This window comes from Streptomyces sp. NPDC025721, assembly GCF_055558595.1.
Genome location: NZ_JBVHMF010000004.1, coordinates 348,604 through 368,323 on the forward strand (window position 1 = coordinate 348,604; position 19,720 = coordinate 368,323).

Annotated in this window: 19 protein-coding genes; 4 read left to right on the plus strand and 15 right to left on the minus strand. The window is 71.7% G+C overall.

The window, feature by feature from the left end:
• Positions 1-26 precede the first annotated feature (26 nt).
• The 6 genes from fdxA to ACZ4EF_RS09445 all read right to left on the minus strand — a co-directional run bounded on the left by fdxA (position 27) and on the right by ACZ4EF_RS09445 (position 5,101).
• Positions 27-377 (minus strand): ferredoxin, encoded by a 351-nt coding sequence (gene fdxA, locus ACZ4EF_RS09420; RefSeq protein ID WP_355342430.1) that lies wholly within the window; start codon positions 375-377, stop codon positions 27-29.
• A gap of 197 nt (positions 378-574) precedes the next feature.
• Positions 575-1,930, minus strand: coding sequence for an FAD-dependent oxidoreductase (locus tag ACZ4EF_RS09425; protein ID WP_467503654.1), 1,356 nt, complete (start codon positions 1,928-1,930; stop codon positions 575-577).
• 84 nt (positions 1,931-2,014) lie between these two features.
• Positions 2,015-2,896 (minus strand): sugar phosphate isomerase/epimerase family protein, encoded by an 882-nt coding sequence (locus ACZ4EF_RS09430; protein ID WP_467503656.1) that lies wholly within the window; start codon positions 2,894-2,896, stop codon positions 2,015-2,017.
• A complete protein-coding gene (locus ACZ4EF_RS09435) occupies positions 2,893-4,002 on the minus strand; it encodes an NAD-dependent epimerase/dehydratase family protein (protein WP_467503658.1) in 1,110 nt (369 codons plus the stop codon). The genes ACZ4EF_RS09430 and ACZ4EF_RS09435 overlap by 4 nt, the downstream gene beginning before the upstream one ends.
• Positions 4,003-4,044: 42 nt before the next feature.
• Complete coding sequence (locus tag ACZ4EF_RS09440) at positions 4,045-4,518, minus strand: nuclear transport factor 2 family protein (RefSeq protein WP_467345972.1); 474 nt, start codon at positions 4,516-4,518, stop codon at positions 4,045-4,047.
• Between the two features lie 4 nt (positions 4,519-4,522).
• Positions 4,523-5,101, minus strand: a complete 579-nt coding sequence (locus ACZ4EF_RS09445) for a hypothetical protein (RefSeq protein WP_355342444.1) — start codon at positions 5,099-5,101, stop codon at positions 4,523-4,525.
• 257 nt (positions 5,102-5,358) lie between these two features.
• Between ACZ4EF_RS09445 and ACZ4EF_RS09450 the strand changes: the two genes are divergently transcribed.
• Positions 5,359-5,841, plus strand: a complete 483-nt coding sequence (locus ACZ4EF_RS09450; RefSeq protein ID WP_355342447.1) for a MarR family winged helix-turn-helix transcriptional regulator — start codon at positions 5,359-5,361, stop codon at positions 5,839-5,841.
• Positions 5,842-5,888: 47 nt separating this feature from the next.
• Here the strand turns inward: ACZ4EF_RS09450 and ACZ4EF_RS09455 are convergent, their stop codons facing one another.
• The 8 genes from ACZ4EF_RS09455 to ACZ4EF_RS09490 all read right to left on the minus strand — a co-directional run bounded on the left by ACZ4EF_RS09455 (position 5,889) and on the right by ACZ4EF_RS09490 (position 15,697).
• Positions 5,889-6,749 carry an enoyl-CoA hydratase/isomerase family protein gene (locus ACZ4EF_RS09455; RefSeq protein ID WP_391163033.1) on the minus strand — a complete coding sequence of 287 codons (861 nt, stop codon included), beginning with the start codon at positions 6,747-6,749 and terminating at the stop codon, positions 5,889-5,891.
• Positions 6,746-7,477 (minus strand): enoyl-CoA hydratase/isomerase family protein, encoded by a 732-nt coding sequence (locus tag ACZ4EF_RS09460; RefSeq protein WP_467503662.1) that lies wholly within the window; start codon positions 7,475-7,477, stop codon positions 6,746-6,748. Before ACZ4EF_RS09460 ends, ACZ4EF_RS09455 begins: the two co-directional genes overlap by 4 nt.
• Complete coding sequence (locus ACZ4EF_RS09465; protein WP_355342456.1) at positions 7,474-8,379, minus strand: enoyl-CoA hydratase/isomerase family protein; 906 nt, start codon at positions 8,377-8,379, stop codon at positions 7,474-7,476. The genes ACZ4EF_RS09460 and ACZ4EF_RS09465 overlap by 4 nt, the downstream gene beginning before the upstream one ends.
• The gene (locus ACZ4EF_RS09470) at positions 8,376-9,812 is read right to left on the minus strand and encodes a CaiB/BaiF CoA transferase family protein (protein WP_467503664.1); all 1,437 of its coding nucleotides are present in this window, start codon (positions 9,810-9,812) and stop codon (positions 8,376-8,378) included. The genes ACZ4EF_RS09465 and ACZ4EF_RS09470 overlap by 4 nt, the downstream gene beginning before the upstream one ends.
• The gene (locus ACZ4EF_RS09475) at positions 9,809-11,995 is read right to left on the minus strand and encodes an acetate--CoA ligase family protein (RefSeq protein WP_391163028.1); all 2,187 of its coding nucleotides are present in this window, start codon (positions 11,993-11,995) and stop codon (positions 9,809-9,811) included. The genes ACZ4EF_RS09470 and ACZ4EF_RS09475 overlap by 4 nt, the downstream gene beginning before the upstream one ends.
• A gap of 215 nt (positions 11,996-12,210) precedes the next feature.
• Entirely contained in the window at positions 12,211-12,933 is a 723-nt protein-coding gene (locus tag ACZ4EF_RS09480) for an ABC transporter ATP-binding protein (protein WP_355342465.1), read from the minus strand.
• Positions 12,930-14,837 carry a branched-chain amino acid ABC transporter ATP-binding protein/permease gene (locus tag ACZ4EF_RS09485; RefSeq protein WP_467503667.1) on the minus strand — a complete coding sequence of 636 codons (1,908 nt, stop codon included), beginning with the start codon at positions 14,835-14,837 and terminating at the stop codon, positions 12,930-12,932. The genes ACZ4EF_RS09480 and ACZ4EF_RS09485 overlap by 4 nt, the downstream gene beginning before the upstream one ends.
• Entirely contained in the window at positions 14,834-15,697 is an 864-nt protein-coding gene (locus tag ACZ4EF_RS09490) for a branched-chain amino acid ABC transporter permease (RefSeq protein ID WP_355342471.1), read from the minus strand. The genes ACZ4EF_RS09485 and ACZ4EF_RS09490 overlap by 4 nt, the downstream gene beginning before the upstream one ends.
• A gap of 191 nt (positions 15,698-15,888) precedes the next feature.
• Between ACZ4EF_RS09490 and ACZ4EF_RS09495 the strand changes: the two genes are divergently transcribed.
• Genes ACZ4EF_RS09495 through ACZ4EF_RS09505 form a run of 3 tightly spaced genes read left to right on the plus strand, consistent with a single transcriptional unit; the run spans position 15,889 to position 18,373 of the window.
• Positions 15,889-16,398, plus strand: coding sequence for a VOC family protein (locus ACZ4EF_RS09495; protein ID WP_467503669.1), 510 nt, complete (start codon positions 15,889-15,891; stop codon positions 16,396-16,398).
• On the plus strand, positions 16,395-17,588 hold the full coding sequence (locus ACZ4EF_RS09500; RefSeq protein ID WP_467503671.1) for a CoA transferase: 1,194 nt from the start codon (positions 16,395-16,397) through the stop codon (positions 17,586-17,588). Before ACZ4EF_RS09495 ends, ACZ4EF_RS09500 begins: the two co-directional genes overlap by 4 nt.
• Positions 17,585-18,373 (plus strand): hypothetical protein, encoded by a 789-nt coding sequence (locus ACZ4EF_RS09505; RefSeq protein ID WP_391046057.1) that lies wholly within the window; start codon positions 17,585-17,587, stop codon positions 18,371-18,373. Before ACZ4EF_RS09500 ends, ACZ4EF_RS09505 begins: the two co-directional genes overlap by 4 nt.
• On the opposite strand, the gene ACZ4EF_RS09510 is transcribed toward ACZ4EF_RS09505, so the two are convergent.
• Positions 18,320-19,711: an MFS transporter gene (locus tag ACZ4EF_RS09510; protein ID WP_355342481.1), complete on the minus strand. Its 1,392-nt coding sequence runs from the start codon at positions 19,709-19,711 to the stop codon at positions 18,320-18,322. The two genes, ACZ4EF_RS09505 and ACZ4EF_RS09510, sit on opposite strands and share 54 nt — an antisense overlap.
• Between the last annotated feature and the right edge of the window lie 9 nt (positions 19,712-19,720).

The window sequence follows — 19,720 nt, forward strand, 5'->3', positions numbered from 1 at the left end:
GGGTTGGGCCTCCGAGGTGGATGGGGTCAGGCGCCCCCCGACGACGCCGGGCGGTGGGACACCAGAGCGGTGTCGACACCGGTGGGTCCGAGGTCGGCCGAGCCGCCGGGGTGGCCCAGCGGCTCGTCGCGCCCCGGAAGGGGTTCGAGGAAGAAGCGGGCGTTGTCCTCCACGAAGTCGGCCTGGCCCTCGGGTACTTCGTCGCGGTACTTGATGGCCGTGACGGGACAGACCGGCTCGCAGGCACCGCAGTCCACGCACTCGTCGGGGTGGATGTACGCCTTGCGCGAGCCCTCGTAGATGCAGTCGACCGGGCAGACCTCGACGCAGCTCCGGTCGAGCACGTCGATGCAGGCGCCGTGGATGACGTAGGCCATGGGAATGCCGACTTCCTGGTTGAGAGGGACAGTGGTGAACGCCCGCCGGTTCGGGCGGTGATGAACGGCTCCCGGTGGGGGCGGTGTTGGACGCCCGCCGGTTCAGGCGGTGATGAACCTCCGGTGGGGCGGGGTTCGGGCGGTGGCGAACGGCTCCCGGTGCGCCCGGGGTTCGGGCGGTCGTGGGCGCCCGCGCGTCAGGCCGCGCCCCGGTCCGGCCGGTCGGCGTCCGCGGCGGCGACGTGCCGCAGGGTCTCCCAGTCGGGGATCTTGGTACGCGCCCGGCCGAGGTTCCGGCCGCGGCTCTCCTCCTCCGCGTCGATCGACAGCCAGCCGTCGTACGTGACGGGCCTGACGCCGCGCTCGGCGAGCACCCGGTCGACCTCGTCGGGCCCGGCGCCGCGGGGCGGCCGGGCCGCCAGGTCCGCGACGACACCGGCCACCGTGTCGGCGGCGCAGGCCCGGTTCGTGCCGACGACCCCGGACGGCCCGCGTTTGGCCCACCCGGCGACGTAGTGACCGTCGAGCGCCCGGCCGTCGGGGCCCAGCACCCGGCCGGCGTCGTGCGGGACGCGGCCCAGGTCCTCGTCGAACGGCAGGGCGCCGACCGGTGTGCTGTGGTAGCCGACCGACCGGACGACCATGCCGGCCGTGAGATCGGTGACCTCGCCGGTCGCCACGACCGCGCCGTCGGCCTCCCGCGTCCTTTCCAGGCGCACGGCGGTGACGGCGCCGCCGTCGCCCAACAGCTCCACGGGGCGGGACCAGAAGTGGAAGCGCAGGGTGCGCCGGACGGCGGGCACCTCACGGGAGGCGAGGTCGGCGAAGACCTTGAGGTTGGCCGCGGTCAGCGGGTCCTGCGACCCGGCGGGCAGCAGCCCGGCGTCCAACTCGGTCGCGACATCGTGGAGTTCGAGCAGTTCACGCAGTTCCTTCGCGGTGAACTTCGCGTGCTCCGGTCCGCGGCGGCAGACGAGGTGGACGTCGCGGACACGGCTGCGCGCGAGCCGGTCCAGGACGTGCGGCGGCATGTCGGTCCGCGCCAGGTCCGCCGCCGACTTCACCAGCAGGCGCGCCACGTCCAGCGCCACATTGCCCGCGCCGACGACGGCCACCGACTCCGCCTCCAGCGGGAAGGACTCCCCCGCGCGGGCGTGGTCGGGATGGCCGCTGTACCAGGCGACGAAATCGGTGGCCGAGCAGACCCCGGCCAGCTCCTCCCCCGGTACGGCGAGCCTGCGGCCGACGGAGGCGCCGGTCGCGAACACCACCGCGTCGTACAGCTCCGCGAGTTCCCGCGTCGTCACGTCGCGGCCGACGTGGACGTCACCGAGAAAGCGGACCCCGTCGCGTTCGAGCACCTTCCGCAGGGCGACCACGATGGACTTGATCCTCGGGTGGTCGGGCGCGACGCCGTACCGCACCAGGCCGTACGGCGTGGGCAGCCGGTCGTAGACGTCGACCGACACATCGAGCGCGCCGCGCACGAGAGCGTCGGTCGCGTAGACGCCCGCCGGTCCCGAACCGACGACGGCGACACGGTAAGGGTTCATCTGCTCCTCATCCCCACCATTATTTAGCCATGTGTACTTAACCAGGCGAAGCAATACGTGTCAACGGTCACACCACGGGTCGTTTCAGAGGGTTCGCGGCGCGGACGCGACGACCGCGCGCGTGGCGTCCGCCGCCCGCCGCGCCACCTCGGACGTCGGCCGCGACCGCAGCGCGTCGCAGTAGACCTCGACCGAGAACGGCGCCTCGACGCCCGGCCGGTCGAGGGCCGCCACGAACGCGCGCAGGTCGAAGTCGCCCTCGCCGGGCAGGACCCGGTGGTGGACGGCGTCGACCATGCGGTCGGGGTCGACCGGCGGCACCGGGCCGTCGTTGAACTGCACCATGAACACGCGCTCCGGCGGCGCCGTACGCAGCAGCCCCAGGTCCGGGTCACCGCGGAAGAAGTGCCAACTGTCCACGCACAGACCGCCGTTGCCACGGTCCGCCCCGGCCACGACGGCCAGCCCGGACGCCAGGTCGGGGATGCTGCTGTAGGGCACGAATTCCAGCGCCACCCTCAGCCCGTGCGCCGCCGCCCGGTCGCACAACTCCCCGAAGGCGTCCACCACTTCAGGTCCGACCGGCCGGGCGTCGAAGGTGCCGACGGTCTGCGCGAAGGGCACCCCGAAGGTGTCGGCCAGATGGAAGGCGGTCCTCTCCAGCTCCGGGTCGGCGTAGACCAGACCAGGACGGCCGGCGACACCCGCCGGTCGGCCCGGCGCGCCGTGGAAGCCGAACAGCACCTCGACCTCGTTGATCCGCACGTCCCACTCGGCGAGCACCGCGGCGAGGTCGCGGTCCTTCCACCCCCGCGCGAGCAGGTCCCGGTAGTACGGGATCGCGAGCCCGATCCCCTCGTACCCGGCCCGGCGGGCCGCGGCGACACGGTCGGGGAACGACGCGTCGCGCACGGTGCCCCAGGCCAGGACCAGCCGGGGCTCGCGCGCCGCGGGCGGCGCGTTCACCCGGCGGCTCCCGTCAGGTCGGGCAGCACGCGGCGCTCGACCAGCGTCCGCAGCGCGTCGCGGAAGGTCGCCTCGGTGTCGTGGACCCGGGTGTAGCCGGCCTGTTTCACCTTGACCGTGCTGACGAGCGCGGGCGGCGGCATCGTCGTCAGGCCGTAACCGAAGGTGTAGTCGGCGTACTGATGCGACCGGCCGAGGACGTCGAGCAGGGAGAGCGGGCGCAGCCGGTGCTTGGTCACGATGTCCTGCCAGACCCCGGCCAGCCGGGGCAGCTCCTCGGTCAGACTCATCGGACGGGGCGGCGCGCACGGCACGCCCATCGCGTCGGCCAGGGACGGCCAGAGCTCCTGCCAGGAGAACACCTCGCCGTTCGTCAGGTTGAAGTGCTCGCCCCGAGCCGCGGGCGAGGTCGCCGCCCACACCAGGGCGCCCGCGACCAGCCGCGCGTCCACCACCTGGCGGACCGGGTGGACCGTGCCGCCGGGGAAGCCGAACGGGATGCCCGTCGCGGCACTGAGCGCGGCGAAGGCGCCGATCACCGGCGGTGTGCAGTAGGAGACGCCGTACGCCGGTCCCACGACCTGGACCGGCCGCAGAATGGTCCAGTCGAACGCGTGGCGGTCGGCCAGCTCCCTGAGCAGGTCCTCCTGGCGCCAGTAGAAGTTCTCGTGGTCATCGCGCGGCGCCCGCTCCCGCGCCGGGACCGGGATCGGGTGCAGGTGGGCGCCGTACGCCTTCGTCCCCTGCATGACGGTGGCGTGCCGCAGCGCGCCCCCCTCGGCCAGCGGCCCGAGGACGTTGCCGAGCATCGCCTCGTTGGTCGCCATCTGCCGCGGGTCGGACCACCCGGCGACCAGGTCCGGTTTTTCGTACGCCGCCGCGTAGACCAGGTGGGTCGGCCGGGGTGCCAGCGCGGCGACGGCCTCGCGGGTCGCGGACCCGTCCGTGAGGTCCACCGGCACGTGCCGGCACCGTACGGATCCGTCCGCCTCGGGCGGGCGTCGTGAGAAGGTGACCACGTCCCACCCCTCGGCGGCGAAGGCGGTGATCGCCGCGGCCCCTATGAGCCCGCTGGCCCCGGCCACCAGCACTCGTCCAGCACTCATCTCGTCTCCTTGACGATGGGGCCCGTGTCGGCGGTCCTGCGGTCAGAAGGGCGGAAGCAGTTCGACGTCCTGCGGCGCGCTCACGAAGTAGCGCTCGACCAGGCGCCGGGCAAGCTTCCAGGCGCCCGCGCGGCGCTCGTAGACGTCGTGGTAGGTGCAGCTCACCCAACTGATCCTGCCGTCCGGGTGGACGCAGACGGCGATGGCGTCGCTGCGGCCGGTCGCGCGGTCGGGGGTCTCGAAGCGGGCCGTGTGGTTGGTGGTCCAGTGATAGGTCTCCTTCCACACCTTCCCGATGACCTCCTGCGAGCGGCGGATCTCGTCCGTGCCGTGGAAGTCGCCGCGCCCGCCGGGGATCAGGTACTCGGCGTCGTCGTGCCAGATGCTCATGAAGCGGTCGATGTCGCGGCGGTCGGTGCCCTCGCAGTAGCCCGCGACGATGTCGGCGAACTCCGCCCGGCCCTCCAGCTCGTCGATCCGCTGCTCCAGCGACCGGCCCTCGGTGCGTGTCGTCATGTGCTCAGACCTCGGCCTTCGGCGCGGTGCGGAACTTGTCGGGGTAGTCGTCCGGCAGGTCCTCCTCGGCCAGCGGGACGATGTGGTGGTCCAGGACGTAGCGGTCCTCGCCCTTGGCCTTGTCGTTCTCGTCGAACTCCCAGAAGACGACGGTCCTGGCCGACAGCACGTAGAAGGGGCTCGCGGGCGAGGTGTCGTCCACGAAGCCCATCTTGCGGGCGACCGCGGCGGTCAGGATCTGCCGGAAGGTGCCCTCGGTGACGATGTCGTAGTCGCCGACCACCACACGGGTCTTCTTCGACTCGATGACGTACGAGCCGTTGTTCACCATCTCGGTGTAGTTGGCTCGAACCTGCTCGATGCCCTTCGGGCCGGTGTCCCCCTTGACGTTCCCCAGGACGCCGTACTCGTGGTACTGCGGGTCGTCCGAGAGCGTCGGCAGGACCATGTCGAGGTCGGCCAGCACCTCGCCCTTCGAGTGGTGGACAACCGTCTCGAGATGCTTGAGCTGCAGAGGTGTTTTGGCCTTGTGCATGTGCGCCTCGAAGCTGGTGTATGTCAGCTCCGGCCTGAAGTCCTTCATTTTCCCTCCTCAGGGATACGGGATCTCCGTGTGACGGTCGCCACAATTTATCTAACCATGTAAACTAATGGCTGAATCCGACACCCGCAAGGGTGTTCGGCGAATCAGCGCAGATGTACGCAAACCCCCGATGAAACGGGGTTTCTGGACATGGCCCTGACAGATCTACGGCGTGGGCACGTGGCGTCGGGAAGCCCGCCGGGCGCATACTTAGCAGCGCGAAGTTGATGAGGCGAACGCCCAGATTCGGGGTAAGGATGACCACGACCACTAACGGCTCTGTCGACCGCGTCAAGCACGAGCACGCCATCCGGCGCGAGGATCTGACGCGCCTGCGGATGACCCTCGGTCGCCTCGGACGGGTATTGCGGCAGCAGAATGACGACGGTCTGAGCTATGCCCTCATTTCGCTGCTCTTCAACATCGGCCGCAACCAGCCCGTCTCCGCGGGCGAGCTGGCGGCGTCGGAAAGGGTCTCCCCGCCGTCGGTGACCAGGTCGCTCAACCGCCTCATCGAACTCGGCTACGTCTCCCGTACCGCCGACCCCGCCGACCGCAGGGCGGCGCTGATCGAGCTGACGCCCAGCGGCGCCGACGAGCGCGAGCAGGTGCTCAAGAGCCGCGAGGTCTGGCTGGAGGAGCACCTGGGACGGCTGGACGACACGGAGCTGGAGAGCCTGCTCACCGCGCTGCCCGCCCTGGAGCGGCTCTGCGACCCCGAGCTGCCGCGCCGCCCCTGACGTCCCCCGGCCCGCGGCGGCCGGCGGGCACCGGCCGTAGGTGGCGGTCAGCGGATCTCGACCTCCTCGCGTGAGCGTGCCAGGGCCGCCTCGGCGCCCTCGCGACGCACCTCCCGCAGGAAGTTGAACTCGCCCGGCTGGAAGTGGATGTTGCTCAGCGAGGCGCCGACGACGGTGGTCGCGGCGAACGAGAGCCCGACGCCCAGCTTCTCCAGCGACGCGAAGACGGCGTACTTCTCGGTGACGATGCCGTCCCGCATGATCGACGCGCACATGGCGGCGAGTTCGGCCGCCCCCCGTGGCGCGTCCTCGGCGACGCGGTCGACCAGACCGTAGTCGAGCGCGGTCCGCGCCGACCAGGCCACGTTGCAGTACATCAACTCCTTGGCCCGCTTGAGGCCGACCGTCGCGAACAGCAGCGACATGTCGCCGTCCACCCCGACGTTGTGCCACCGGGGGGAACCGAAGGTCGCGTCCTCGCCCGCGACCACCAGGTCCGCGCAGAGCGCCAGGTAGAGGCCGGTGTCCCAGCAGCGGCCACGCGCCTCGACGACCGTCACCTTCCGGCAGTGCAGCAGCCGGCTGTACAGGCCCGTGCTCCCCCACCACGCCTCGTCCAGCGCGATCAGCCGCGCCCGCTGGCTCGGGTGCTTGCGCACCGATCCGCCGGGCGCCTGCACGTACTGGTCCCAGGCGTCGGCCGGGTCCCAGCCCGCGCACAGGTCGTCGCCCTCGCCGCGGATCAGGACGGCCTTCACGTCGTCGTCCCGGTCGACGTCCGCAAGGTGGGCCGCGAACTGCTCGGCCATGGCGCGGGTCATGAGGTTGCCCGTCGCGGGACGCCGTACGGTGACGGTCGCGATGTGGTTCTCGTGGTCCTTGCCCAGTTCGACCCGGCCCTCGCTCATGCGCTCTCCTCCGTGAGACCGGACCCGACCGCCGCGCGGTGGATCGCGTAGTGGTCGGCCAGGTCGAACTCCCGGCCCACGCCGTGCGCGTCGTAGACGGCCTGCTGGAGCATCTTCGACATCGTCATGCCGTCCAGCGGCATGCCGATGACGGCGGCGGTCATCGACACGGCCTCCGCGCGGAGCCGGCCGACCGGGACGACCCGGTTGACCAGCCCGATCCGCCCGGCGGTGGCCGCGTCGTGGACGGTCCCCCTGAGCAGCCACGACTTGGCGCGGTTGAGCCGGACCGTCAGCGCGGCCAGGACGAAATTCGCCTCGGGCACATCGAGGAAGGGCGAGCCGAACACGGCGTCCTCGCTCGCCACGGCCAGGTCGGTACAGAGCAGGAGCGCGGTGCCCGCCCCGTGGCACGCCCCGCGCACCTCGGCGATCACGACCTTCTTCGCGAAGCAGGTCGCCTGGTAGACCGCGGTCGACGCGGCGAAGGCGCGGTGCCAGGTGGTCGGCGCCTCGGCCGCGGACGGGAATCCGGTGGCCGCCTCCGGCGCGAAGTCGGGCCCCGTGGTGCGCAGCACGATCGCCTTGACGTGGTCGTCGTCCGACGCCTCGACGACGGCCGCGGCCAACTCGGCGGCGAAGGCGGGGTCATGGGCCGTCAGCGGGGCGAAGCTCTCCACCTCGATGTACGCGCGGCCGTCGGCCACGCGGAGGTCGACGGCGCTCATCCCTTCACCCCCAGGCGGGGGTCGGCCGCGCCTTTGCGTTTCTTGTCGGCGTCGAGCGCGCCGCCAACGCCGACGTCTCTCGCGGTCTTCCAGAAGTCCATCTCGTCCGGGCCCGATTGGAGGAAGTGCGAGACCAACAGCCCCGTGATCGAGGGGACGCTGGTGTCCATCGCGCCCTCGGCGGCGCGCAGCCGCGACTTCAGGTACAGCAGGTGGCCGGGGGGCCGGGCGGCGAGGTCGGCCGCGATCGTCCGTGTGGCCGCGGCGAGTTCGGCGGCCGGGGTGACGGTGTCGACGAGGCCGAGGTGGTGCGCCTCGGTCCCGCTCATCGGCATCGCGGTGAAGCCGGTGCGGCGCGCGGCCTTCATGCCCAGGATGCGGTTGATGTGCACGCTGGCGACCGCGCCCGCCGGGCCCAGGAAGCGCGCTTCGAGCGCGCCGATCCTGCTGTCCTCGGCGGCCGTCACCACGTCGGCCTTGCACGCGATCATGAAGTAGGCCGCCGCGGCGCAGTAGCCGTGCAGTTGGGCGACGGTGACCTTCGGAGAGCGGGAGATCGCCTGGCTGAAGCCCAGTCGGCCCCACGCCATGTCCGCGCCGTACCGGTAGCCGACCGTCAGGGTGCGGCGCCGCTCGTGCGGGCGCTTCTGGCCCCACTGCTCGTTGATCTCGTTGCCGCTGCAGAACGACTTCCCGTTGCCCCGGATCACGATGACCCGCACCGTCGGGTCGTCCCCGGCAAGCGCCATCAACTCGATGATTCGGTCGCGCATGGGCACGCTCATGGCGTTGTGCTTCTCCGGCCGGTTCAGCGTCAGATACGCGATGCCGGACGCCGGGTCGGCCTCGTACAGCACCTGTCGCGCCGCGGCGGCGATGCTCTCCGGGGTTCCGTACTTCACGCCTTGCCCACCTCTTCCGTTGCTCGGGGCGAATCCGACGGTGCGTGCGCGGGCCGCGCCTGCTCGACCACGCCGTCCGCGACGAGCGCGTCGATACGGTCCTGCGGGACGCCGAGGCGCGCGAGTACGTCGCGGGTGTCGGCGCCCAGCTCCGGTGTCCAGTCGCCGACCCGCGCGGGGGTGGCGCTGAGCAGGAACGGGTTGCCCACGGTGCGGACGGTCCCCCAGGTCGCGTCCGGCTGCTCGACGACGAAGCCGTTCGCGAGGACGTCGGGGTCGCGGGCGGCCTCGACGAAGGTGTTGACGGGAGCCACGGGTACGCCGTTGTCCCGCATCCGCTCGACCCAGGTGTCCCGGTCGGCGGTCAGGAAGATCTCCTCCAGGACCGGCTCCAGGACGTCGCGGTGCCGCTCGCGGATCCTGCTCTTCTCGAACCGCGGATCGTCGCGCAGGTCAGGCCGGCCAAGGGCCGCGGTCAGCCCGTGCCACACCTTCTGGTCGGTGGCGCCGATGACGATCCAGCGGTCGTCCCCGCAGCGGAACGCGCCCGAGGTCGACGTCACACGGCCCTGGGTGCGCTTCACCTCGTCGCCGTGCAGCGCGATGGTGACCTCGGCGGTGTGCATGGCCAGGCAGGAGCCGACGAGCGAGCCGTCCACGCGCTGGCCGCGCCCGGTGCGCTCCTTGGCCAGGAGCGCGGTCAGGATGCCCATCGCGAGGAAGACGGCGCCGGCCGAGTCGGCCATCCCGCGGCTGGCGAGCCGGGGCGCCCCGTCCGGGGTGCGGACGAAGTCCGAGAGGCCGGAGACGGCCTGCGCGACCATGTCGAACATCGGCTCCTTGGCGCGCGGGCCCAGGGGGCCGTAGCCGGACGCGGCGGCGTAGACGATGCCCGGATTCTCCTGGCGCAGGGTGTCGTAGCCCAGGCCCAGCTTCTCCATGACGCCGAGCCGGAAGTTCTCCACGACGACGTCGCACTCGCGGGCGAGGGCCTTGACGATGTCGCGGCCCTCGGGGGTGGTGATGTCGACGGCGATCGACTTCTTGCCGCGGTTGAGGCCGGTGAAGAACCCGGCGTATCCGTCCGGGGCCTGGCGCAGCCGCCGGTCCCACTCGCCGCCCGGCCGCTCCACCTTGACGACCTCCGCGCCGAGGTCGGCGAGGATGCGGGTCGCGTAGGGGCCCTGGAGGAAGCGGGTGAGGTCGAGGACCTTGATCCCGTCGAGCGCTCCGGCGAGGAATTCGGGCGCGCCGGGCGCGGGCTGGGGCACGGTGTCCGGAGTGACCACAGGCGCGGTCGCGCGGTCGACGCCGGTTCCGTCCTCAGGCGCGGTCGTACGCTCGACGCCGGTTCCGTCCTCACGCGCGGTCGTACGCTCGACGCCGGTTCCGTCCACAGGCGCGGTCGCGCGCTCGATGTCGGGCGCGGTCATGCGTCCTCCCCCACCGTGGCCGTGACGAGTACGTCGAGCGCTTCGACCCGACTGCCGTTGACGCGCAGGGGGTTGACCTCCAGGGTGTCCAGGCTGGGTCCGACCGACAGGGCGGCCCGGCTGATCGCCACGATCGCCTCGCTCAGCGCGTCGAGGTCGGCGGCCGTGCTGCCGCGTGCGCCGCGCAGCAGGGCGGCGCCCTTCAACTCCCCCAGCATCCGGCGCACTTCGCGGGCGTCGACGGGCAGCACCCGCAGGCTGGTGTCCTTCATGACCTCCACCCAGATGCCGCCGAGGCCCACCGCGAGCACCGGCCCGAAGGTCGAGTCGACCGTGACGCCGACGAGGAGTTCCTGTCCCGGCTCCCGCATCGGCGAGACGAGCACACCGCGCAGGTCGGCGCCGGGGACGTTCCGCGCCACCGTCGCCGTGATCGAGTCGTACGCCGTCGCCGCGGCCCCGGCGCCCTCGACGCCGAGGACGACTCCGCCGACGTCGGACTTGTGCGCGACGGCCCGCGAGCAGATCTTCATCGCCACCGGGCCGCCGGCCTTGGCCGCCGCGCCCGCCGCCTCGGCCGCGGAGTGGACGAGCACGGCCGGGACGATCGGCACACCGGCCGCCTCCAGCAGGGCCCGCCCCTCGTCCTCCGCCCAAGTGCCGGCCGTCGGCCCGTCGCCGACCGCGGCGGGCGGCACTTCCCCGGTCCCGCTCGCCGTCACCCGAAGCGCGTCGCGCTGCTCGACCCACCGGGCCACATGCCCGAGGGAGGTGATCGCGAGGTCGACGCCGGGCAGCAGGAACAGCTTGTTCTCGGAGAGCAGCGACAGGGCGTACGGCGAGATGTCCAGGCAGGTGTTGGACGAGAGGAAGACCGGTACGGGCGAGGCGGCCACGATCTCGCCGATGATCTTCATCCGGCTCTCGATGAACGTCGGGTCCTCGGGGCGCTCGTCCGGCAGTGGCGTCATCATCGAGAACATGAAGTCGATCCCGGAGTCCTCGACCGCGATCTCCATGAGGTCGTCCTCGGCCTTCGTCGGCCGGGGTCTGGCGCGGGCGTGGCCGAAGCCGGTGGTGTCGAGGGGGTTGAGGATCGAGGCGAACTCCGGCAGGTGCGCGGCCAGTTTGGCGCCGGTGTCCTCCTGCCAGCCGGGCAGGGCCAGGCCGTTGACCGAGGCGAGGTCGGCGATGATGTTGCAGCCGCCGCCGGACGAGGTCACGACGCCCATGCGGCGGCCGTCCGGGAGCCGCGGGCTGTAGCCGAACACCCCGGCGGTCGCGACCAGTTCCTCGACGCTCTCGACGCGGACCATGCCCGCCTGCCGGAACGCCGCGTCCACGACGGCGTCGTCGGTGGCCATGGCGCCGGTGTGCGCCATGGCGGAGCGCATGCCCTCCTCGCTCCGCCCGGCCTTGTAGACCACGATCGGCTTGCCCGCCCGCAGCGCCTTCGTGCCGAGTTCGAAGAGCCGGTCCGGCTCGCGCACGGTCTCCAGGAACAGGGCGATGGCGCGGGTGCTCTCGTCCTCGATCAGGTAGTCGAGGACGTCCAGGCTGGTCAGTACGGCCGAGTTGCCCACCGACGCCCACAGCGTGGAGCCCACGCCGTGCGCCTGGGCGAACTGATACGTCGCCCGCGCCATCGAACCGCTCTCGAAGACGGCGCCGACCGGACCGGCCACGGGTGCGGACTCGGTGGCGACGGCCCAGGGCACCACCCCGTCCACCGCGTTGATGAATCCGATGGTGTTCGGGCCCATGAGTGTCAGGTCGAGATCGACCGCGCTCTGCGCCAGCCGCCGCTGCCGGTCGCGTCCGTCGGCTCCGGACTCCCCGTATCCGGAGGCGAGGATGACCGCGTTCTTGATACCCGCCGCGGCGGCGTCCTCGAGGATGGCGTCGACCCGGCTCGGGCCGACCATGATGTAGGCCATGTCGACGGGCTTTTCGAGGTCCCGCAGCGTCGGGACGGTCGGTTTGCCGAACACCTCGTCGTACTTGGGGTGGACGAAGCGCACGTCCCGCACCCCGCCGCCGAGTTCGAGGGCGTTGAGGAGATTGCGCGCCCAACTGGAGCTCGGCGATGCTCCCACGACCGCGATACTGCGGGCGCCGAAGAAGCGGCGCAGCCTGTCCGGCTCGACGATCGAGCGTCGTGCCGCGTAGTCAACGGTGAGCATGGGGCGTAACTCCTCGGGAGTCGGGCGATGGAGATCGGACCGTGGGATTCGGGCGGGGATTCGGGCGGGGATTCGGGCGGGGAAGGTCGGGCGAAGGGATGTCGCGCGAAGGGATGTCGCGCGAAGGACGTGGGCGAAGGACGTGGGGCGATTTATTTAGCCAAGTAAAGTATCACCCATGGCCCTGCGGCCGGACACCTGGGCGACCCGGCCGCTCAGCCGAAATAGGCGGCGTTGAGCTCGGCCCCCTGGAGGGAGGACGGCGTGCCGGTGGCGGCGATCCGGCCGTCGCGCAGGACGATCAGCCGTTCGCTGGCCCTGGCCAGGCGGTCGCTGTTCTGCTCGACGACCAGCATCGAGATGCCCTCGGCCTGGAGGGCCCGCAGGGACGCGTAGATCTTTTCGATCACGACCGGGGCGAGCCCCAGCGACGGCTCGTCCAGGAGCAGCAGTCTGGGCCGCTGGATGACGGCGCGGGCCAGGGAGAGCATCTGCTGCTCCCCGCCGGAGAGCAGGCCCGCGAGCTGCGTGCGGCGCTCCGCCAGGATCGGGAACAACTCGTAGACCAGGGCCTGCTTCTCGGCGATCGCGCGCCGCACCGCACGCCTGCTCAGCCGCATCGCGGAGATCTGCAGATTCTCCTCGACCGTGAGCGGGCGCAGGACGCGGTGCCCCTCCGGCACGATCACGATCCCCTTGCGGACGCTGGCGGCCGTCGAGAATCCGTTCATCCGCTCGCCCTGGAAGGAGACCTCCCCCGACCGGGGCTTGAGGCCGCCGCTGAGGGCGCGCATCAGGGTCGTCTTGCCCGCGCCGTTCATCCCGACCAGGCCGAGCAGTTCGCCCTCGGCGAGGGTGAAGGAGACGTCGTGGAGTACGGGTTGGTGGTCGCCGTAGCCGGCCGTCAGGCCGGTGACGTCGAGAAGCGGCGTGCTCATCCGGGAACCCCCAGGTAGGCGGAGATGACCTCTTGCTGTGCGAAGACCTCGTCGGGCGGGCCCTCCGCGATGACCTGGCCGTGGTCCAGGACGTAGACGCGGTCGCAGGCGCTGGTGATCAGCGGAAGATTGTGGTCGACCAGGACCACCCCGAGGTCGCGGGCGCCGAGCGCGCGGACGGTCGCGGCGATCTCCTGGCGTTCGAACTCGGTGAGTCCCGCGCCGGGTTCGTCCAGCAGCAGGAACGCCGGGTCGAGCATCAGATTGCGGGCGATCTCGACCAGGCGGAGCACGCCGTACGGCTGGTCCGCGGCCAGGCTCCTGGCGCGGTCGGCGAGGGCGAGGTCGGTGAGCAGGGTCATCGCCCGGTCGCGTCCGGCCAGCGCCTGCTTGCGGGCGGCCGGGCTCAGCAGCGACTGGCGGAGCCAGCCGACCCTGCCGATGCCGTCCCCGGCGAGCATGACGTTCTCCAGCAGGGTCAGTTCGGGGATGACCTTCGGGCTCTGGAACGTCCGGCCGATGCCCGCCCGTACGAGGTTCTGCGCGGGCGTGCCGAGGATCTCGTCGTCGCCGAGGCGCACGGAGCCGGTCGCCCGGACGTCCCCGGTGATCGCGTTCAGGAGCGTGGTCTTGCCCGCGCCGTTGGGGCCGATGAGTCCGATGACCTCACCGGTCGCGAAGGAGAGCGAGACATCGTTGACCGCGGTGTTGCCGCCGAAGGCGACCGACACTCCGCGCACCTCGACCCGTGCGTCCCGGTGCACGGCCCTGACCGAGTCCGCGAGGCGGTGGGTCACCTGGGTCACCGTCTCGGCGACGGCGAGGCCCGGTTCCCGCGGCTCCAACTCGCCGGTGGGCTCTGCCGCTTCGTCCGGCCGTCGGCGCCTGAGCAGCCACTTCACGAGGTTGTCCAGGCCGCCCGCGATGCCGCCGCGGGTGAGCACGACGAGCACCAGGATGCCCACGCCGTAGACCAGGTCCTGGGCCTGGCTGGTGGCCAGCGACAGCTCGTCCATCACCAGGATGGCGACGACGCCGAACACCGGGCCGAGGAAGTAGCCGCTTCCGCCGAGGATCGCGGCGAGCAGCAGCGCGACCAGGCGGGTGAAGCTGAAGGTCTCCAGGTCGATCACGAGCTGGAAGTGGGCGAAGAGCACCCCGGCGAGTCCGGCGAGGCCGCCGGAGATCGCGAAGGCGACCAGCCGCGTCGAGTCGGGCGAGACCCCCACGGAGGCGAGCACGCGCGGCCCCTCGCGCAACGCGGTCAGTTTGCGCCGCATCGCCGACAGGTGGATGCGCAGGACGAGTTCGTACGTGAGCCACGCGAAGAACGCGGCGAGCCAGTAGTACGAGAGATAGCCGCTGATGAGCTGGTGGCCGAAGAACGTGGGCAGCGGAATCGAGTAGATGCCGATCGTGCCGCCGCTGAACTCGTGCCAGTTCACCATGACTTCGGCGAGCGCGAGCGCGAAGGCGAGCGTCTGGATGGCGAGGAACAGCTCGTTGAGCCCTCGGGTGGGAACCGCCACGAGAACGGAGAGCACGGTGGTGACCGCGACGGAGATCAGCAGCGCGGGCCAGAACGGCATTCCGAACCGGACTTCGAGATAGACGCTGGTGAAGGCCCCGACGCCGTAGGTGATGACGACCGAGAGATTGAAGATGCCCGCGTAGCCGTAGACGATGTTGAAGGCCGTCGTGAGGATGTACGCGATGACTCCGGCGGACGCCAGGTGGACGTAGTAGTCGTTGCCGCCGGCGACGAGTCCGACGATCACCAGGACCAGTGGGCCCGCGACGTGTTTGGCCCAGACCGAGGTCAGTGCCTTGCGTATTCCTTCGGGTTTCTTCGGGGCGCCGCTCACCTCGCGCGGTGCGGCCTTGTCCAGTCCGATGGTGCTCATACGCGCTCAGCCGTTCCGCGGAAGGTGAACAGCCCTGTCGGCCGCACGAGCAGCACCAGGGACAGGATCACGAAGAGTGAGGTCAGGTGGTAACTGGCGGCGATGTGCTGGTCGGTGAAGGTCATCACGAAGCCGGCCACGACGGCGCCGCCCACCGCGCCGAAGAGACTTCCGAGGCCGCCGATGACGGCGCCGACCAGGCTCAGGACGAGGAGGGTGGGCGCGACGTCGACCGAGACGCTGCCGAGCGAGGCCTGGAAGATGCCGCCGATGACCAGGCAGGCGCCCGAGACCACCCAGGCGAGCAGTTCGAACCGCATCGTGCGGACGCCGTAGACCTGCGCCAGTTCGTGGTCGAAGGAGACGGCGGACAGGTGGTGCCCGATGAGCGTCCGGTCGAACAGGAACCACATCACGAGCAGCAGGAGGAGCGACAGGCCGATGACCAGCAGCCGTTGCTTGGAGGTCTCGTAACTGCCGATCGAGACCGAGCCGTGGATCCAGGGCTGCACGATCGAGGGCTCGCCGCCGAACCACGTGCGGGTCAGGAAGTTGAGCAGGAGTCCGAAGCCGAGGGTGGCGAGGGTCAGGCCGATGACCGGCACCTTCTTGCGCTGCGCGGGCACGATCGCGATCGCGTAGCAGGCGGCGCCCAGGACACCGCCGACCACGATCGTCAGGACGACGCCGAGACCGCTGTTGCCGGCCCCCCAGGAGGCGCACGCGGCACCGGCGAAGACGCAGAAGTTCCCGGCGCCGAAGTTGACGACGCCGCTCACACGGAACACCAGACTCACCGCCAGGACCAGCGGAATCAGCACCGCCGCCTGCGAGAGGCCGGTCACGACCAGCGAGATCATTGCGCACTCCCTTGTGCCCAGGAACGGTCCGCACCAGAATCTTTCACATGGCTAACTGCTATGAGACTGAGGTCGCGGATCACCCCTGTCAAGGGGTCGTCGGAAACCTTCCGCGTCGGCCCACGTCGGCACTGCCGGATTTACTTAGCATGATGTAACGTTCGTCGCCCGACCACAGAGAGGGGCCCTTCATGAGCACCGAGCCGCTGCTCCGGCTGTACCACACCGGCATGATCGTGGACAGCCTCGACAAGGCGATGACGGCCATGGGCGACGCCCTGCGCCTGGACTGGGCACCGCCGCTGACCTCGACCGTTCCGCTGGAGTGCCCCGACGGCGTCGTCGGGCGCGAGGTCCGCTTCACCTACTCGCTCCAGGGCCCGCACTTCATCGAACTGCTGGAGCAGATCGACCCGGCGCCGTACCTCAACGTGACGGGCGGGCGCAGGGTCCACCACCTCGGCTACTACACCGACGACCTGCGCGCCGCGGCGACGGCGCTGGAGGCCAGGGGATACCGGCGCGAGCTGAACGGCGTCGCCGAGGACGGCGGCATCGGCCGCGCCACCTTCCACTACAACCCCGAATCCCCCGGCATGTGGATCGAGTTGGTCTCGCACGAGGTGGCCGAGCAGATCGACGGCTGGATCGCCGAGGCCGCCGCCGCCAAGAACATCCCGTACGTCTCCCCGTTCGCATGAGCGGGCCGCTGACCGGACTCCACGTCCTCGACCTGTCGACGTACGTCGCGGGCCCCTCCGCGACGATGACGCTCGCCCAACTCGGCGCGGACGTCGTACGGGTGGATCCCGTCGGCGGCGCCACGGACACCCGGCGGCTGCCGCGCGGCGCGGACGGCACCAGCCTGTACTGGGCAGGGCTCAACAAGGGCAAGCGCTCGGTCGAGGTCGATCTGCGGTCGGAGTCCGGGCGCGACGTGGTGCGCGAACTGCTGGCCGCACCGGGCGGCGGCCACGGCCTGCTGGTCACCAACGCGGTCGGCCAGTCGTGGCTGGACTACCAGGAACTGCGCCGCGTCAGGCCCGATGTCATCGTCGCCCACATCGGCGGGCGCGGCGACGGACGTCCGGCGGTCGACTACACGATCAACTCCGAGGTGGGCCTGCCCTGGCTCACCGGACCCGTGGACTCCTCGCTCCCGGTCAACCACGTCCTGCCCGCCTGGGACCTCCTCACCGGTCTGCACGTGGCACTGGCCCTGCTGGCGGCGCACACCGAACGCGCCGCCACCGGTCGCGGCCGGCTCGTCGAGGTCAGCCTCGCCGACGTCGCCGCCGCGACCATGGCCCACCTCGGCTTCGTCGCCGACGCGGTGGTGAACGGCGCGGGACGGCTGCGCGACGGCAACTACCTCTACGGCAGCTACGGTTGCGACTTCGCGACCGGCGACGGCCGCCGGGTGATGGTCGTCGCCCTGACCGCCAGGCACTGGGACAAGCTCGTCGGACTGACCGGCACACGTACCGTCCTCGACAGCCTTCAGCGCACGCTCGGCGTGGACTTCGGCGACGAGGCGGCGCGGTACGAGCACCGGGACCTGATCTCGGCGATCCTCGCGCCGTGGTTCTCCGCGCACACCCACACCGAGGCCGTCGCCGCGCTCGACGCCGGGCACGTCCTGTGGGGCGACTACCGGACCGTCGGCGAATTCGTCCGCGATCCGCTGGTGACCGCCAACGGCCTGTTCCACCAGGTGGATCAGCCGGGCGTCGGCGTGTTCCCCGTACCGGGTCCGGTCACGCGGTCGGCCGGATGGGGGCAGGACACGCCCGCCCCCGCGCCCCGGCTCGGCGCCGACAACGACGCGGTCCTGCGCGAGTGGTCGCGGGCGCCCGCCGAAGAGCCGCGGGCCGAAAGCCGCCCGATATGAGCACCGACCGGCTCTTCCTCACCTTCACGCACCTCAACGACGCCACCCGGCACGCCGAGTACAACGCGTGGCACCAGCTCGACCACCTGCCGGAGAACGCGCTGCTCCCCGGCGTCGCCTGGGGGGACCGCTGGGTCCGCACCCCGCGGTGCGCGGCGGCCGGCCATGTCGGCGACGACGCCTACGCACCCGTCCAGTACGCCGTCGCCTACGGGTTCCGTGCCCCGCTGGAGTCCGCGCTGCGGGAGTGGACCGACCTCAACCAGCGCGCGCTGTGGTGGGGCCGCCGCCCCGAACTGCCCTGGACCGAACGACGCCCGGTCGGCTTCTTCCACCCGGTCAAGGAGTACGCGGCCCCGCGCGTCCTCGTCGCGGCGGCGGCGCTCCCGCACCGCCCGCACCGGGGCGTCCACCTCACGCTGTCCAGGACGGCCGCTCCCGCCGAGCCCGCGGGCGCGGCCCGTTTCGCCGCGCTGGACCGGGAGTTGATCCCGGCGGTGCTCGCGGTGCCCGGTGTCGCGGGCGCGGCGACGTACCGGTTCGCCGAGGGCGCGGGCGGGTTCGGGTCACCGGCCGGGAGCGCCGACGACGGTCTGACGGTGCGCGTGCTGTACCTCGACGGCGACGTCCTGGAGACAAGCGCCCGCGTCGAGGACGCGCGGCCCGACTGGATCGGGCGGGACAGCGCGCCCGGCGACGCGGAGCACGTCCTGCTGAGCACCCCGATGCTGTCAATCCGCCCGTGGGAGTGGGACTGGTTCGACGGCGGCCGGCCGCGGCTCTGACCGGCGCGCGCGGCGGCTCGGCACACAGCAGCTGACCACGACCGAGGCCGCGCAGGTGGCGGCGCAGGCGAGCGCGGCCCAGGTCAGCCCGGTCGTCGTCGCCTCCCCCGCCGGTCCGTGGGCCGCGCCGATCAGCGCCGCGGTGACCGCGCTGCCCACCGCGCCGCCGACCGCCCGCAGCAGGATGTTGACGCTGGTGGCGCTGCCGGTCTCGCCCGGTTCGACCGAGTCGACGATGAGGCCGGGCAGCGTGCCGAAGGTCGCCCCCGCTCCCCAGGACGTCAGGACGACCGCGGCCACCAGCAGCGCCAGGTGCCCGTCGACCTCGATCAGCATCAGCGGCCCGAGCGCGCCGACGACGCCTCCCGACGCCAGCGCGACCCGTCGGCCCCTGGCCCGCGCCAGCGCCGTCGCGGTGCGGCTGCTCAGGTAGTTGCACAGCGCGATGGGGACCATCACCACACCGATCGCGCTGAGGCTGAGCCCCACGCCGTACCGGGTGTCGCGGGAGGCGAGACCGATGCGGGTGATGAGGACGGGGGTGTTGTAAAGGCTCACGCCCATCAGCAGGCCGGTGAGGTGCGCGGCGAGGACGTCGCGCCGGGCGAAGAGCCGCAGTTGCACCAAGGGGTGGGGGGCGCGCAGTTCGAGCCGGATCCACCACAGCGACAGGCAGAGGGCCGCTGCGCCGAGGACGAGCACTCCGGCGCTCGACCAGCCCCAGGAGTTGCCCTGGCTGACGGCCAGCAGCGCGCACGCCGTGGCGGCGATCAGGACCACCGCACCCGGCACGTCCAGCGGCGCGTCACGGCCCACCGGCACCGTTCGCGGCAGACCGGCGGCCACCGCGAGCGTGACGAGCAGCGCGAGCACCGTGGCGCCGCCGTACGCCGCCCGCAGGCCGAAGTGGTCGGCCACGAACGTCGTGAGCGGGTAGGCCGCCCCGGCACCGAGCGCCGTGGTGATCGACAGCAGCGCGACCAGGCGGGCCGTCGCGGGACCGGAGTACAGGTCGCGGGCGCACGCGATGGTCATCGCCACCAGCGCCACCGCGACGCCCTGGAGCGCGCGTCCCGCCAGGAAGACCCCGAAGTGGGTCCCGGCGGCGGAGACCGCGCATCCGAGGGTGACCAGCGCGCACACCACGACCATCGCGGGTCTTCGCCGCCGTCCGTCGGCGAGCCGGCCGAGCAGCGGGGTCAAGGTGGCGCCGACGAGCAGGGTGATCGTGTACGACCACTGGGACGCCTCGGTGCCGACGCCGAAGGTCTGCTGGACCCGCGGCACGAGCGGGGCGCCGAGGGTGACGACCGCCGCCGAGACCAGGGCGGCGGACACCAGCAGTGC